The 15,902-nt window shown below is 72.6% G+C and carries 13 protein-coding genes; 8 read left to right on the forward strand and 5 right to left on the reverse strand.

Going from position 1 to position 15,902, the window contains the following annotated elements; translation table 11 throughout:
- Window positions 1-50 precede the first annotated feature (50 nt).
- On the forward strand, window positions 51-821 hold the full coding sequence (locus V5P93_RS03965; protein WP_104477211.1) for an enoyl-CoA hydratase/isomerase family protein: 771 nt from the start codon (window positions 51-53) through the stop codon (window positions 819-821).
- Between the two features lie 258 nt (window positions 822-1,079).
- Here V5P93_RS03965 and V5P93_RS03970 read toward each other — a convergent pair whose 3' ends face one another.
- A complete protein-coding gene (locus V5P93_RS03970; protein ID WP_104477209.1) occupies window positions 1,080-1,694 on the reverse strand; it encodes an HD domain-containing protein in 615 nt (204 codons plus the stop codon).
- A gap of 122 nt (window positions 1,695-1,816) precedes the next feature.
- On the opposite strand from V5P93_RS03970, the gene mfd reads away from it, so the two are divergent.
- The 7 genes from mfd to V5P93_RS04005 all read left to right on the forward strand — a co-directional run bounded on the left by mfd (window position 1,817) and on the right by V5P93_RS04005 (window position 14,015).
- Window positions 1,817-5,371 carry a transcription-repair coupling factor gene (gene mfd, locus V5P93_RS03975; protein ID WP_104477787.1) on the forward strand — a complete coding sequence of 1,185 codons (3,555 nt, stop codon included), beginning with the start codon at window positions 1,817-1,819 and terminating at the stop codon, window positions 5,369-5,371.
- A 442-nt stretch (window positions 5,372-5,813) separates the two neighbouring features.
- Complete coding sequence (locus V5P93_RS03980; RefSeq protein ID WP_181043324.1) at window positions 5,814-6,623, forward strand: ESX secretion-associated protein EspG; 810 nt, start codon at window positions 5,814-5,816, stop codon at window positions 6,621-6,623.
- 152 nt (window positions 6,624-6,775) lie between these two features.
- On the forward strand, window positions 6,776-7,780 hold the full coding sequence (locus V5P93_RS03985) for a SurA N-terminal domain-containing protein (protein WP_181043323.1): 1,005 nt from the start codon (window positions 6,776-6,778) through the stop codon (window positions 7,778-7,780).
- 35 nt (window positions 7,781-7,815) lie between these two features.
- Window positions 7,816-8,766 (forward strand): MazG family protein, encoded by a 951-nt coding sequence (locus V5P93_RS03990; RefSeq protein ID WP_219823920.1) that lies wholly within the window; start codon window positions 7,816-7,818, stop codon window positions 8,764-8,766.
- Between the two features lie 211 nt (window positions 8,767-8,977).
- Entirely contained in the window at window positions 8,978-12,184 is a 3,207-nt protein-coding gene (locus V5P93_RS03995; RefSeq protein WP_104477201.1) for a S41 family peptidase, read from the forward strand.
- Window positions 12,185-12,222: 38 nt separating this feature from the next.
- A complete protein-coding gene (locus V5P93_RS04000) occupies window positions 12,223-13,053 on the forward strand; it encodes a class I SAM-dependent methyltransferase (RefSeq protein ID WP_104477785.1) in 831 nt (276 codons plus the stop codon).
- A gap of 125 nt (window positions 13,054-13,178) precedes the next feature.
- The gene (locus V5P93_RS04005; protein ID WP_245931062.1) at window positions 13,179-14,015 is read left to right on the forward strand and encodes a lytic transglycosylase domain-containing protein; all 837 of its coding nucleotides are present in this window, start codon (window positions 13,179-13,181) and stop codon (window positions 14,013-14,015) included.
- On the opposite strand, the gene V5P93_RS04010 is transcribed toward V5P93_RS04005, so the two are convergent.
- From V5P93_RS04010 to V5P93_RS04025, 4 genes are all read right to left on the reverse strand, one after another.
- Window positions 14,008-14,418, reverse strand: coding sequence for an Imm1 family immunity protein (locus V5P93_RS04010; protein WP_104477199.1), 411 nt, complete (start codon window positions 14,416-14,418; stop codon window positions 14,008-14,010). The genes V5P93_RS04005 and V5P93_RS04010 overlap by 8 nt on opposite strands.
- Entirely contained in the window at window positions 14,415-15,023 is a 609-nt protein-coding gene (locus V5P93_RS04015; RefSeq protein ID WP_219823914.1) for a DddA-like double-stranded DNA deaminase toxin, read from the reverse strand. Before V5P93_RS04015 ends, V5P93_RS04010 begins: the two co-directional genes overlap by 4 nt.
- 59 nt (window positions 15,024-15,082) lie before the next feature.
- Window positions 15,083-15,340, reverse strand: coding sequence for a hypothetical protein (locus V5P93_RS04020; protein WP_104477197.1), 258 nt, complete (start codon window positions 15,338-15,340; stop codon window positions 15,083-15,085).
- Between the two features lie 98 nt (window positions 15,341-15,438).
- Window positions 15,439-15,825, reverse strand: coding sequence for a tetratricopeptide repeat protein (locus V5P93_RS04025; RefSeq protein WP_104477195.1), 387 nt, complete (start codon window positions 15,823-15,825; stop codon window positions 15,439-15,441).
- Window positions 15,826-15,902: the final 77 nt, after the last annotated feature.

Below are 15,902 nucleotides of genomic sequence, written 5' to 3' on the forward strand. Positions count from 1 at the left end.
GTGGTGCCGAACCCGGCGTGCGGCGAACCGGACCCGGATACCGTGTCCGGGTGAGCGAGCACCTGAACCTGACCAGCGACGGAGCGGTCGCGACCCTCACCATCGACCGCCCGGACAAGAAGAACGCCTTGAGCCTCGAGATGTGGTCGGCGCTGCCGGGCATCGCGCGCCGCGTCCGCGCGGACGACCGTCTCCGGGCGTTGATCATCCGGGGCGCCGACGACGCCTTCTCCGCGGGCGCGGACATCAGCGAGTTCGCCACCGTGCGCGGCGACGCCGACGGTGCGCGCCGCTACGCCGCCGCCATCGAGGCCGCGGTGAAGTCGCTGACCGACCTGCCCAAACCGACCATCGCCGCGATCACCGGCTTCTGCATCGGCGGCGGCTGCGAGCTGGCACTGGCCTGCGACATCCGGCTGGCCGCCGCCGACGCCCGCTTCGGCATCACTCCGGCCAAGCTCGGCATCGTGTTCACGCTGCCGTCGACCAAGCAGCTGGTGGACGCGGTCGGTCCGGCCTGGGCCAAGCAGATCCTGTTCACCGGCGACATCATCGACGCCCCCACGGCCCTGCGCATCGGGTTGGTCAACGAACTGCACGCGACCGACCTGCTGGACAAGCGCGCCACCGAACTCGCCTTGGTCATGGCATCGCGTTCCCAGGTCACGATCCGCGGCGCGAAGGACATCGTGGGACGCGTGGTCGCTGGCCGCCACGACGAGGACGACGACGTCGTGCGGATGTACGCGGCGTCCACGGCCAGCACCGACTACGCGGAGGGAGTGGCCGCCTTCCTGGAGAAGCGCACGCCCCGCTTCTGATCCACCGACGACAAACTGCTCCGCATCACACCCGCGTAAGCCCACCACGGCGGCCGTCCGGCCACGGCCGCCCGCGCGGAACTCCCATGAACACCCGACTACAGCACAAACCGAAGACCTGATCGGCACAACCGCCCATCGATGTTTTGTTGGGCCGAGCACGCACCGTGCTCGGCCCAACACCGGTCGAGATAGACCACCGGCCGAGATCACGGCCGTTCCTGCAAGACCGGCGCACCATCCAGATCTGCCGGTGGGCTAGCCGTCCGATGGACCAGGTTCGGCGGTCAACGTGGCTAGTTCGGCGGTCAGGTTGGCGCGGGCGGGAATTTCCCACGCGGCCCTGCCGTGCGGGGTGCGGTAGAGGGTGGGTAGGGCCAGGAGGTCTCGCAGGACCGCCGCTCGTCCCGCGCGGAAGGCGTCGTCCGGGACGTGGGCGTATTCGGTGCGGATGGCTGTCGCGTACGCCTCGTAGTTGTCCGAGGCGAGGATGGTGAGGTCTGCGTCGCAGAGGACTTCGCCGTTGCGGTCTCCCGGTGCGGTCCGGTGCCCGCGCGTCAGCCGCACCAGGCGGGCCACCTCCGCGGTCGACGCGGCGTCCAGGGGCAGTTCGGTTTCGGCCAGGCGGGCGCTCATCTCCTCGTCGTCCGGTCGCCCCTGGTAGACCGCGTCGTGGTACCAGGCGGCGAGGCGGACCAGGTCCGGGTCGTCCGCGTGGGCCGCCAGCCGGTCTACGGCGGTCAGCACCGCCACCAGGTGGTCCAAGTCGTGGTACCGGCGGTGCGGCTCCGACCACCGCCCCACCAGCACCGGTCCCAGCTCCCGCGCCAGCCCCAGCCGGTCGGCCAGCGGTGTCCACCATTCGAGTGCCACGGGGCGGAGGCTATATGTCGGCGACGCCTGTCGTGGGTACGCCGTAGGCTGGGACCCGCCCCCTGGGCGCACCCCCAACCACCCCTGGACCGCGTTCTAAGGACACCCGTCTCGTGGCGAAGCTGCACGGCCTGCTCGAAACCCTGCTCGCCGACCCCGCCGCGACCGCGGTCGCCGACGCGGTCGGCGCGCCGACGCTGACCCTGCACGGTCCGGTCGCCGCGCGGCCGCTGGTGGCCGCCGCGCTCGCGGCGGAGGTCACCGTGTTGGCCATCACGGCCACCGGTCGGGAGGCCGCCGACCTGGTGTCGGTCGTCGGCGACCTGCTCGGCCGCGGGGCCGTGGCCGAGTTCCCGAGCTGGGAGACGCTGCCGCACGAGCGGCTGTCCCCGCGCGCGGACACGGTCGGTGCGCGGTTGGCCGTGCTGCGCAGGCTCGCTCACCCGGAGGAGCACCCGGCCGGGCAGCTCAAGGTCGTGGTCGCCACGGTCCGCAGCCTGATCCAGCCGATGGCCCCCGGTCTGGGTGAACTGGCCCCGGTGCACCTGAAGACCGGCGAGGAGCAGGACTTCGACTCCGTCGTCGCCCGCCTCGCCGACCTGGCCTACGCGCGGGTCGACATGGTCGAGAAGCGCGGCGAGTTCGCGGTGCGCGGCGGCATCGTCGACCTCTTCCCGCCGACCGCCGAGCACCCCGTCCGGGTGGAGTTCTGGGGCGACGAGGTCAGCGAGATCCGCCCGTTCGCCGTCGCCGACCAGCGGTCCCTGCCCGGCGAGGTCGCCGAGGTCACCGCCCCGCCGTGCCGCGAGCTGCTGCTCACCGCCGAGGTCCGCGACCGCGCCGCCGCGCTGGCCGAGCTGCACCAGTCCGACGCGCACCTGCACGAGATGCTGGCCAAGCTCGCCGAGGGCATCCCGTCCGAGGGCATGGAGGCGCTGATCCCGGCGCTGCTGCCCGGCGAGATGCAGCTGCTCACCGACGTCGTCCCGGCGGGCACCCACGTCCTGCTCAACGACCCCGAGAAGATCCGCACCCGCGCGCACGACCTGGTGCGCACCGGCCAGGAGTTCCTCGAGGCCTCTTGGATGGCCGCCGCCGGTGGCGGCAAGGCCCCGATCGACCTGGGCGCCTCCGCCTACCGCGACCTCGCCGACGTGGCCGCGCACGCCCGCGACGGCGAGCACCCGTGGTGGACGCTCTCGCAGCTGACCACCCCCGACCCGGACGCGGTCACCCTCGACCTGCACCCCGTCGAGTCCTACCGCGGCGAGGTCGACCGCGCCTTCGCCGACCTGCGCGCGCACACCGCCACCGGCGGCGCCGCCGTGCTCGTCGTGCCCGGCGCGGGCACCGCCAAGCGCGCGGTGGAGCAGCTGGCCGACGCCGAGGTGTCCGCGGTGTTCGCCGAGGACGGCCTGCCCGAGCCGCCGCGCGCGGGCGTGGTCACGGTGGTGTGCGGCGCGATCGAGGACGGCTTCACCGCACCCGGCTCTGCCCTGGTCGTGATCACCGAGACCGACCTGACCGGTGGCCGACACGGTACGTCCACAAAGGACATGACGGTCAAGATGCCGTCGCGCCGCCGCAACGCCGTGGACCCGTTGGCGCTCAAGGCGGGCGACTACGTGGTGCACGAGCAGCACGGCATCGGCCGCTACGTCGAGATGGTCCAGCGCACGGTGGCGGGCGCGACCCGCGAGTACCTCGTCCTGGAGTACGCCAGCTCCAAGCGCGGCCAGCCCGGCGACCGCCTCTTCGTGCCGACCGACCAGCTCGACGAGGTCTCCCGCTACGTCGGCGGCGAGCTGCCGACGCTGAACAAGCTCGGCGGGTCGGATTGGAAGAACACCAAGGCGAAGGCGAAGAAGGCGGTCAAGCAGATCGCCGCCGAGCTGGTGCAGCTCTACGCCGCCCGCCAGGCCGCCCCCGGCCACGCCTTCGGCGCGGACACCCCGTGGCAGCGCGAGCTGGAGGACGCCTTCCCGTTCACCGAGACCGCCGACCAGCTCGCCGCCATCGACGAGGTCAAGGCCGACATGATGCGCGGCGTCCCGATGGACCGGGTGATCTGCGGCGACGTCGGCTACGGCAAGACCGAGATCGCGGTGCGCGCGGCGTTCAAGGCGGTGCAGGACGGCAAGCAGGTCGCGGTGCTGGTGCCGACCACCCTGCTGGCCCAGCAGCACCTCAACACCTTCGCGGGCCGCATGCACTCGTTCCCGGTCACGGTGAAGGGCCTGTCCCGGTTCACCGACCCGCAGGAGTCCGAGCAGACCGTCGCGGGCCTGGCCGACGGCTCGGTCGACATCGTCATCGGCACGCACCGGCTGCTGCAGACCGGCCTGCGCTACAAGGACCTCGGCCTCGTGATCGTCGACGAGGAGCAGCGCTTCGGCGTGGAGCACAAGGAGCACATCAAGTCGCTGCGCACGCACGTCGACGTGCTCACCATGTCCGCCACCCCGATCCCGCGCACGCTGGAGATGTCGCTGGCGGGCATCCGCGAGATGTCGACCATCCTGACCCCGCCGGAGGACCGCCACCCGATCCTGACCTACGTCGGCGCCTACGACGACAAGCAGGTCGGCGCCGCGATCCGCCGCGAGCTGCTGCGCGACGGCCAGGTCTTCTACGTGCACAACCGGGTCTCCTCCATCGAGAAGGCCGCGCGCAGGCTGCGCGAGCTGGTCCCGGAGGCGCGCGTGGTGACCGCGCACGGCCAGATGAACGAGGAACGGCTGGAGAAGATCATCCAGGGGTTCTGGGAGCGCGAGCACGACGTGCTGGTGTCCACCACGATCATCGAGACCGGCCTGGACATCTCCAACGCCAACACGCTGATCGTCGAGCGCGGCGACATGCTCGGCCTGGCCCAGCTGCACCAGCTGCGCGGCCGGGTCGGTCGCGCCAGGGAGCGCGGGTACGCGTACTTCCTGTACCCGCCGGAGTCCCCGCTCACCGAGACCGCGCACGACCGCCTGGCGACCATCGCGCAGAACACCGAACTGGGCGCGGGCATGGCGGTCGCCATGAAGGACCTCGAGATCCGCGGCGCGGGCAACATCTTGGGCGCCGAGCAGTCCGGTCACATCGCGGGTGTCGGCTTCGACCTCTACGTCCGCCTCGTCGGGGAAGCGGTGGAGGCGTTCCGCAAGCACGCGGGCGCCCCGGGCGCGGAGGACGAGGAGGAGTTGGCGGAGGTCCGCGTGGACCTGCCGGTCGACGCGCACATCCCGCACGACTACGTCCCCGGCGAACGCCTACGCCTGGAGGCGTACCGCAAGCTGGCCGCCGCCCCGGACGAGGCGACGCTGGACGCGGTCCGCGAGGAGTTGCAGGACCGCTACGGCGAGCCACCGGTCCCGGTGGTCAACCTGCTCGCGGTCGCCCGGTTCCGCCAGCAGTGCCGCGCGCACGGCGTGACCGAGGTGATCGCCCAGGGCAGCCTCGTCCGCTTCGCCCCGCTGCCGCTGCGCGATTCCCAGCTGGTCCGGCTCAAGCGCCTGCACCCCAAGGCCACCCACAAGGCCGTGACGAACACCGTCACCGTGCCCCGGCCGACCGAGGGCGGCGCGGGCGGCCGGATCGGCGCCCCGGTTCTGCGCGACCGCGACCTGCTCGACTGGTGCGTGAAGTTCCTCTCCTCCCTGGAAGTGACTCCCGCCCCGGTCGGCTGATCCGCGAGATCGCGCTCGCTGCGGTGATCGTGAAAGTCGCCGCGTGTAGGCGTGCAAAGTGAAACTTGCGGTTAGCAGGCCAACTGCCGTTCCGATTGATTCGTAACGCGCCTCGCGTTTTCGGCGACGTCAAGGGCAAGCACCCGTTTGCCCCGCCGCCGCCGTACTTGAGTTCCAGTTGGACAGTCTCATGAGGACTTGCGTGGTTGGTGGGTGGGCAACGTCCACGGGTGTGGACGCGCTCCCGAGGTCCGAGGGGATACGCACGGTGACCACGCCACCAGGGCAGTTCGGCCCTACCGCGGCGACGGCGGCGGCGAGAGTGTCCGCTACGGCGCCCCGCCCCGGCCCGACGGGCGCGCCCGGACCGGATCGTGACCGACTTCGACGAGGTGCTCGGCGCGGGTCGCCCGGCCGCACCGCCCGTGATCGGGGAGCAGTGGTGAGCCTGACGACCCAGCTCGGCTGGACCCTGGGCCCGGACGAGTTCGGGCACGTGTGGGACCAGCTCGGCATCGAGGCCTTCCCGTACCCGCTGCAGGTGGCCCGCTCCGGGCTCACCGGCCGCGAGCAGGCCGTGGTCACCGACCGGGTCCGCGCCCGGCTGCGCGCCAACGGGGTGCTCGGCCGCGGTGACAAGCTCGACCCCGACCTCGAGACCTGCCTGCGGATGCTGCACGCCCCGGAGGTCTCCGTCGACTCGGTGTGGATGGCCGAGGACGGGTCCGACTCGCCGCACCGCGTGCTGGCCGCCCGGGTCGGCCGCCGCGCCGTCGTCGCCACCCAGGAGCCCGGCCCCAGCGAGCACGTCGGCGGCGACGTCCTGGTCCGCGACGGCGACGTCACCGCGAGCATGTCGGCGGGCATCGCCGCGGGCGGGTCCGCCGCGACCGCCGCGCTGGCCGCCGCCGTGGTCGCCGAGTTGCCCGCGGACCGCGCCGGTCGCCGCGAAGGCGGTTCCTGGCGGGCCGAGCACGCCGACCGGGTGCCGGTGCTGACCGAACTGCTGTGCGCGCGCCGGCTGCGCGCAGGCCAGCTCGGCGTCACCGCCGCGGGTGGGCGCGGTCCGTCGCTGTTCTGGTTCGACGTGGCGGGCGACGGCCGCTACGCGCTGCTGCGCACCGTGCGCGCCGACGGCAGGCAATGGGTCAACCTCACCCCGGCCGACAGCACTGTCTTGCGCGACGAGCTGGCAAACGCCCTTAGCGGTAACACGGCCTCGGCTCCGCCTCGGCGGCAAGATCGCCTTTGAACCGCACAGTCGGCGAGACCGGCGCGATCTCGCGGTGGTGGTGGTCTGGCTAGGTCGGGTGGCGCCTTCGCCTGACTCGTCGCCGGTCACGGCGGGTAACACGAGCGGGTGCGCGTCCACCCGGCGGGGGTGCTGTGAGAGGCTTGGTCACTGTGACCACCGTCATCGCCGCCACCCGCCGCCGGGGACCGTTCGTCGCGCTGCTCGCCGCCGTCGGGCTGGCGCTCGGCGCCTGCGCGACCGGGCCGAGCCAGGTGAACGCCGCCGCCGTCGTCGGTGACCGGACCATCTCGGTCGACCGCGTCCAGGACCTCGTCCAGCAGGCCGTCAAGGCCGAGCCCGCCGCGCGGGTGCTGGCCGACCAGCGCAAGCTCGACCTGCTCTCCCGCGAGGCGCTGCGCCAGCTGGTGCAGCACGAGCTGATCGAGCGCTACGCGGCCAAGGCGAACCTCACGGTCGACCCGGCCAAGGTCGCCGAGGTGGCGGGGCAGATCGGTGACTCGTTCCAGGAGCTGCCGGTCGACGGCGGCGTCAGCCCGCAGGTGATCAGCCGCCAGGCCGTCACCAAGGTGCTCGACCGCAACCAGGTCGCCCGGGACTTCCTGCTGCTCGGCGAGATCGGCGACCGGGAGCTGACCAAGCTGTCGGTCACCTTCGACTTCGTGCTGGTCACCGCGGTCAGCCAGGACCAGAGCCAGGGCGCGGTGCGCGAGGCCGCGGTCGCCAAGGCCAACAAGCTCGCCGAGGGTCTCAAGCAGGCCGACGCGTTCATCGACGCGGAGATCGCGGCGGGTGAGCAGGCGGCCAAGGCCGAGACCCTGACCCCGGCCGCCGCCTCGGACATCGCGGGCACCGTGCTCTTCGGCGCCCCCGAGAACTCCGTGGTCGCCTTCCGGCCGAACCCGGAGAACGCGAACTGGGTGGTGGCGCTGATCCGCAAGCGCGACACCAACGCCAAGCCGGACGAGAAGGCCAAGGCCGACCCGCAGACCGCGCAGTCCCTCGGGCCGCGCCTGCTGCAGCCGCTGCTCGCCGAGGTCGGCGTGAAGATCAGCCCCCGGTACGGGGTCTGGGACGAGACCGGCATGGACATCGCGCCCAGCGCGGCCGAGGCCAGCGGCGTGGTCATCCCGGTCAAGAACGCGCCCGCCCAGTGACCCGGCGGGCGACCCCGCACCCCGGTTCCGCCGTCGTGCTGGTCGAGTCCGCCAAGACGGTCCGCCTGCGGGATGGTGCGACCCTGCCCGCTGCCGCGTTGCCGCTGCTGCGCGCGGCCAAGCGGGTCTACACCCTCGGCGGCGCGGACCCGGCGGCCGGTGACGGCCCCGCGCCCGCGGACGTGGTCGACGAGGCGGCGAGCGCTCCGGTCGTGGTGCTCACCGACGACTTGGCCGCCGCCGAACCCCTGGTGGCGGCGGGCGTGCCCGTGCTGCGCACCCCGGGCGCCGGCCTCGTCGCCGCCGCGCGGGTGATGGACGTCCTGCGCTCGCCGGGCGGCTGCCCGTGGGACGCCGAGCAGACCCACGACTCGCTGCGCCGGTACCTGGTGGAGGAGTCCTACGAGCTCCTCGACGCCATCGACGACGGCGACCGCGCCGCGCTGCGCGAGGAACTCGGCGACGTCCTGCTCCAAGTCCTCTTCCACGCCCGGGTGGCGCAGGAGGACCCGGCCGACCCGTTCGGCATCGACGACGTCGCCGACACCCTGGTCACCAAGCTGGTGGGCAGGCACCCGCACGTGTTCGCCGGTGGCGACCCCGCGGTGCGCGACGCGACCACCCAGGAGCACCGCTGGGACGAGCTCAAGCAGCGGGAGAAGCAGCGCGAGTCCAGTGTGGACGGTGTGGCGCTCGGGCAGCCCGCGGTCGCGCTCGCGGCCAAGCTGGTCCACCGCGCCTCCCGCGCGGGCCTGCCCGCCGACTTGCTCGACGACGGCGACCAGGGCGTCGGCGCCCGGTTGTTCCACGCCGCGGCCACCGCCCGGCTCGCGGGCGCCGACCCCGAGGACGACCTCCGCCGGGTGGCCCGCCGGTTCGCCGACCGGGTGCGCGCCGCCGAGTCCGCGGCGCGGGCCGCGGGGGTCGATCCCGCGCGGATGGACCACGACGCCTGGCGCCGCTTTTGGCCCTCCGTGGGCGGATAGCGGACCCTGGTCCCGTTTTCACTCTTTGGTGGGATGGTCGGTTGGTTGCCGACCGGCTCAACGGGGGGTCCGGAATGGACGTACCCGCTGGGCCTACCGGTCGGGTTTCGCCCGTCCCGTCCGGGTGCGGGTTACGACACTTGGCGGGTCCCGCAGGGCATGCGGTCAAAAGTGGCGGCAGGCCCGGGTGTCAGTGGCTAGCTTTGACCACGTGACCGACGCCTACCTCAGATTCCCCCACCTGCACGCGGACCTGATCACGTTCGTCGCCGAGGACGACGTGTGGCTGGCGCCCGCGGCCGGTGGCCGGGCCTGGCGGCTCTCGGCCGACCAGGTACCGGTGACCAACCCGCGGTTCTCCCCCGACGGCGCGCACCTGGCCTGGAGCAGCACCCGCGACGTCGAGCCGGAGGTGCACGTCGCGCCGGTCGAGGGCGGTCCGAGTGAACGGCTGAGCTACTGGGGCGACGTGGGGACCGCCGTCACCGGCTGGACCCCGGACGGCCGTGTCACGGCCCGCACCTCCACCGGTCGGTCCTCCACCCGGGGCACGTGGGCGTACGCGGTGCCGCTCGACGGTGCCCCCGCCGAGCCGCTGCCCTACGGCCCGCTGGCCTCGCTGGAGCTCAACGCCGCGGGCGGGGTGCTGCTCGGCTCGGTGTTCTCCCGCGAACCCGCCTGGTGGAAGCGCTACCGCGGCGGCACCACCGGCAAGGTCTGGGTCGACCACCGGGGCACCGGCGACTTCCACCGCATCCTGTCCGAAGTGGACGGACACCTGGTGAGCCCGCTGTGGGTCGGCGGCCGGATCGCGTTCCTCTCCGACCACGAGGGCGTCGGCAACCTCTACTCCTGCGCGCACGACGGCTCCGACGTGCGCAAGCACTCCGACCACGAGGGCTTCTACGCCCGCAACGCCACCACCGACGGCACCCGCGTGGTCTACCACCGCGCGGGCGAGGTGTGGCTGCACGACGACCTGGACTCCGCGCCGCGCAAGGTCGAGGTGCGCCTCGGCGGCTCGCGCAACCCGCGCCAGGTCCGCCCGGTCGCCGCCGGTCGCAACCTGGGCTGGGCGGGCGTCGACCGCACCGGCCGGGCCAGCGCGGTCGAGGTGCGCGGCACCGTGCACTGGGTGACCCACCGCGACGGGCCGGTGCGCGCGCTGTCGGTCGAGCCCGGCGTGCGCGCCCGGGTGCCCGCGGTGCTGGGCACCACCGGCCAGGCGGTCTGGGTGACCGACGCCGACGGCGAGGACGCGCTGGAGTTCGGTCCCGTCGAGGGGCGCGACCCCGGGGTCAGCCCGCGCCGGGTGGCCACCGGCGAGCTGGGTCGGGTGCTGGAGCTGGCGGCGGCCCCGGACGGCCGCCGGGTCGCGGTGACCACGCACGACGGCAGGCTGCTGCTGGTCGACGTCGACGACGGCGAGGTCCGGGAGATCGCCAAGGTCAGCGAGGGCGACCCCAAGGACCTGGTGTTCTCCCCGGACTCGACCTGGTTGGCCTGGTCGCACCCCGGCCCGAACCCGCTGCGGCACATCCGGATGGTCGACACGACCAGCCTGGCCGTGGTCGACGTGACCCCGCTGCGGTTCGTCGACCACGACCCCGCGTTCACCCTCGACGGCAAGCACATCGCGTTCCTGTCGTCGCGCAGCTTCGACCCGATCTACGACTCGCACGTGTTCGACCTGTCCTTCGCCAACGCCATCCGGCCCTACCTGGTGCCGCTGGCCGCGACCACGCCGTCGCCGTTCGCCCCGGTCCGCGAGGGCCGCGCGTTCGGCGACCCGGACGACGACAAGGACTCGGACGACTCCGACGACTCCGGCACCAAGACCCCGCGCACGTCGGTGGACCTGGAAGGCATCGCCGACCGGGTCGTGGCCTTCCCGGTGCCCGCCGCCCGCTACTGGCGGCTGCTGGCGGTCAAGGGCGGCGTGACCTGGCTGCGCGACCCGCTCACCGGCACCCTCGGCGACGACCTCGACGACTCGGGCACCGCCGCGCCCCGCTCGGTGCTGGAGCGCTACGACCTGGCCAAGCGCAAGGCCGACACGCTGATCGACGGCCTCGACGAGGTGTGGCCCAGCGGCGACGGCACCCGCCTGGTGGTGCGCGACGGCGGCAGCCTGCGGGTCGTCCCCGCCGACCGCAAACCCGACTCCGAGGAGGGCTCGGAGGACAACATCTCCGTCGACCTGAGCCGGGTCCGGGTGCGCGTCGACCCGGCCGCCGAGTGGCGGCAGGCCTACGAGGAGTCCGGCCGCCTGATGCGCGACCACTTCTGGCGCGCGGACATGAACGGCGTCGACTGGGCCGGGGTGCTCGACCGGTACCGGCCGCTGGTGGACGCCCTCGGGTCGCACAACGAGCTGGTCGACCTGCTGTGGGAGGTCAACGGCGAACTCGGCACCTCGCACGCGTACGTGCTGCCGCAGCAGGCGGGCGCGGACGGCAGGCGGCGGCTCGGGCTGCTCGGTGCCGACCTGGTGCGCGACGCGGACGGCGCGTGGCGGATCTCGGCGATCGTGCCGGGGGAGAGCTCGGACCCCAAGGCCCGCTCGCCGCTGCGCGCGCCCGGCGTGGGGGTGCGCGAGGGGGACGCGATCGTCGCGGTCGACGGGATCGCGGTCGACCCCGTGCGCGGGCCCGCGACGCTGCTGGTCGGCACGGCGGAGAAGCCCGTCGAGCTGACCGTGGAACCCAAGGGTGGCGGCGCGCCGCGGCGGGTCGTGGTCGTGCCGCTGCTCGACGACATGCCGCTGCGCTACCAGGCGTGGGTGGCCGACCGGCGCGCGCACACGCACTCGGCGACCGACGGCCGCGTCGGGTACCTGCACGTGCCGGACATGGTCGCCTTCGGCTGGGCCCAGTTCCACCGCGACCTGCGGATGGAGATGCGCCGCGACGGGGTGATCGTCGACCTGCGGGAGAACCGCGGCGGGCACCTGTCGCAGCTGGTCGTGGAGAAGCTGAGCAGGCGCATCGTGGGCTGGGGCCGCGCGCGGGACGGGTACTACGAGGAGACGTACCCGGTCGACGCGCCGCGCGGTCCGGTGGTCGCGGTGGCCAACGAGTTCTCCGGCTCCGACGGCGACATCGTCAACGCGGCGATCAAGGCGCTGGGCATCGGGCCGGTCGTGGGCACCCGGACCTGGGGCGGGGTGGTCGGCATCGACATGCGGTACCACCTCATCGACGGCACGCTGGTGACCCAACCGCGGTACGCGACCTGGATGGAGGGCACGGGCTGGGGCATGGAGAACCACGGCGTCGACCCGGACGTCGAGGTCGTCATGCGTCCCCAGGACCACGCGGCAGGCGTTGATCCACAACTGGACAAGGCCATCGAGATCGCCTTGGAGCGCTTGGCCGTCTCCCCGGCCGCGCAGCCGCCGGACTTGCCCCCGTTGTAGGTCGCGGTCACCGGGCGGTGGCGGGAATGATCACGATCATGGAATTCGACTCCGACACCGCCCGGATGATCGCGGCCAACGAGGCCAACTGGGACGCCCGCACCCCGATCCACGTGGCGTCCCAGTTCTACGACGTGCCCAACCGCGACCCGGAGGTCTGGTTCGCCGAGTTCGAGTGGGACGACCTCGGTGACCTGGCCGGTCGGGACGTGGCCCACCTCCAGTGCCACATTGGCGCGGAGACCGTGGCCATCGCGGCCCGCGGTGCGCGCGTGGTCGGCTTGGACATCTCGGCGGAGTCGGTGCGCGCCGCGCGGGAGATCGCGGCGGACAAGGGTGTGTCCGTGGCGTACGTGCACGCGGACGTGCACGACGCGGCGGAGGCGTTGGGGCGTGAGCGGTTCGACGTGGTCTACACGGGCAAGGGCGCGCTCTGCTACGTGCCCGACCTGGCGGCGTGGGCCGAGCAGGTGGCGGCGCTGCTGCGGCCGGGCGGGCAGGTGTACGTGGTCGAGTTCCACCCGCTGCTCAACGCGCTGAGCCCGGTCCCGCCGCCGGACGGCAGCGAGGCCCTGCTGCTGCGCCACGACTACCTGTCCGGCCGCGGCCCGGTCGAGCGGGACGCGAGCCGGACCTACACGGACGGTCCGGAGTTGACGGTGGCGAAGGTGTCCTACGAGTGGCAGCACGGGCTCGGGGACGTGGTGAACGCCCTGGTCGACGCCGGGTTGCGGATCACCAGGCTGCGGGAGACGGAGCAGTTGCCGTGGCCGCGCTGGTCGACCATGACCTCGGACGGCGGCTGGTTCGCCCTCCCGGAGGAGGCGCCCCGGCTGCCGTTCATCTACGCCCTGCAGGCGGTTCGGTAGTCGATACCGGACTCTCTGTGAGGTTTGTGCTTTTCGGCGGAGTCGGGGCTGGTCAGCGCGGGTGCGAAAGGCCCAATCGACCTGGGCTGGGGCGGCGCGCCGCGGTGAGCACGTAGCCTGATTTCGTGGCCGCTTCCCCGACCCCCCAGCCGACCACGCTGTCCCTCGCCCTGCACCCGGCCCCCGAGCCGCCGCGGCGGCGGGGACTGCGGGTGGTGCTGCGGCTGGCGGTGGTCGCACTGCTGTTCGCCTCGGCGGCGGCCGCGGTGTGGGTGATCGCGGCGTCGAAGGACGCCAAGCCCCCGCCGCCGCGGCCCCGGTTCACCGTGCCCGCGCTGGACGTAGCGCGGGACACCCCGGTGCCGCCCGCGGTCGGCGTGCCCGCGGGCGTCGACCAGCGGGACTGGGCCCGGCGGCTGTCGGAGCAGACCGACATCCCGGCCCGCACGCTGATCGCGTACCTCAACGCCGAGGCGGACATGCGCGAACGCGCCCCGGACTGCGGCCTCACCTGGAACACCCTCGCGGGCGTCGGCCGCGTCGAGTCGCACCACGGCCGGTACGGCGGGACCGCGATCGCCGAGGACGGCAAGCTGTCCGAACCGATCATCGGCGTCCCCCTGGACGGGTCCCCGGGCGTGCAGGCCATCCCCGACACGGACAAGGGCACCCTCGACGGCGACGCGCAGTGGGACCGCGCGGTCGGCTCGATGCAGTTCCTCCCCAGCACCTGGAAGCGCTACGCCCTCCGCGCAGGCGACGACGGCGCCACCCCCAACCCCCAAGACGTGGACGACGCCGCCCTGACCGCCGCCCACTACCTCTGCGCCAGCGGCGGCAACCTGGCCACCGGCGAAGGCTGGTGGAAAGCAATCCTGACCTACAACGAATCCCTGAAATACGGCCGCGACGTCTACAGCGGAGCCGCGGCCTACGCGACGAAGGCGGCAGGGCTCAACTAGTCCAGTCGAGACAGGTTGGGCGGGCTTTGGTGGCCAGGAACTCCGCTACCGCTCGGGTGAGCAGCGTTGTGCTGACCCCGGACCCGGGTGGGAAGTCATCGTCGTCGTACTCGACCTCGGGGGAGTCGGGGAGCCCGACCGGGTAGCACTTGTCCACTGTTGGGTCCTGGTAGCTGAAGTACCCGAACCCGGCATAGACCGCGGCGAAGACCTCGTGGTCGGGTATTCCCAGCTCGGCGTTCCACAGCGACCGTCCCTTGTGGTTCACCCACGCCACCCCGGCGCCGTCGCCACCCAACCGCCGCACGAACTCCTCCACATCGGCCGCGGTGCGCAGCGACATCCGATCCCCGCCGAACGTGCCGTCCGCGTGGTCGATGCCCCAGCCGACTTCGATCGTCATGTCCGCGTCCGTCCCCTGTAGCGGCGGCCCTCTGGAGAGGTTCCGTCCTTCACCGTCAGCGTGCTTCCTTCGGGCAGGAAGTGGTCGAGCCAGCGATCGCAGGTGTTCGGGCGATCCCGATCATTCGGCGTGGTGCCGCACACCGGGCGATTGATCTCGATCGTCTCGTCGCGCAGCCCCTCCGCAGCCATCCGGCAGGCGAACTGCACCTCCACGTGCCGTGCGATGGCGGCTTCGCCGGTGGGCCTGCCCTGAGTCAACCCGAGTCGCCGAGCTTGTTCCTTCGCGGTCTCGTAGTAGGCGCCGTTCTTGCCGTTCACCAGTGCCACCGTGTCCCCGTTCCGGTCGACCCACTGTCCGTGCGTCCGCCCTGGCACGGGCGGTTTGGGGAGCGCGGGTGGTCGGGCTTCGGCAGGTGCCGATGTCGAACTGCCCGCGCCGTGGTGAGTGGCGGTCTTGACCAAGGCGTCGTGGAGGTGGCGCAGGGTTTCGACCAGCCTGTCCGCGGTGGTCAGGGCCCTGCGCAAGGTGTCGAGCAGGCGGTGGTCGCCGACCAGGTCGGCGACCCTGTGCCCGGTGGACTCGATCTCGGCGGCGATGTCCACCGCCGCCTTGATCGGGACCTTGGTGCGCAGCTCGCCCAGTCGGGCGGCTGCCGCCGGGATCACCCCGCGCTGAGGTGGTGGTGGGCGGCGTTGGTTATCTCGGTTCGGGCCTGTTCCAGCAGTTGGCCGAGGTCGTTGGCCACGTTCTGGGCTTGGGACAGGATCGAGTGGACCGCGTTGGCGCTCTGGGTCTGGCCCAGGAGGCTGGAGACCTGTTGGCCGATCTGCTGCAATTCGTTGTTGAGCTGCTGGATGCCACCCGTGGGGAGGCGGTCGGCTAGTCCCGCGAGCTGCTGGGCCTGGTCTTGGATGCTCATCCTCCGGATTCTCCCGTCGGCCGTTCGGTGTGCCCCGACCGGGATATCTTCTCCGACGCCGCCCGCCTACTCGCGGTGATGGCCGAGAACCGCCGCCCTCAGCGGTCGCGGTCCACGGCGATCCTGGCGTTGACCTCGCCCAGCGCCTCCTGGTACTCGGGCAGGGGGTTCATCGCGACCGCGATGCGCAGTTGGGTCTGGGCCTCGGTCAGCCTGCTCTGCCGCTGCAGGGTCTTGCCCAGGGCGAAGCGGGCGTAGTGGTCCGTCGGATCCAGTTCCAGTACCCGCAGGAACGCGGTCTCCGCGCGCCGGAGTTGGGCGGAGCCCAGGTACGCGCGGCCCGCGAGCAGGTGCACGCTGGGGGCGTCCGGTTCGGCGTCGAGCACGGGACCGAGGGCGACCAGGGCGTCGAGCGGCCTGCGCTGCGCCACCAGTGACTCCGCGTGGCGGAACGCGTCGAACGTGCTGCCCTGGTCCTGGGTCATAGTCAGATCAACATTACGCGCGGGAGCCCTGTTCCTCGACCCCAAGGCCGTCGCACCCCACTGTTCGGCGACACGGC

Origin of the sequence: Actinokineospora auranticolor (assembly GCF_041897805.1) — a bacterium.
In the GTDB taxonomy this organism is placed as follows: Bacteria; Actinomycetota; Actinomycetes; order Mycobacteriales; family Pseudonocardiaceae; genus Actinokineospora; species Actinokineospora auranticolor.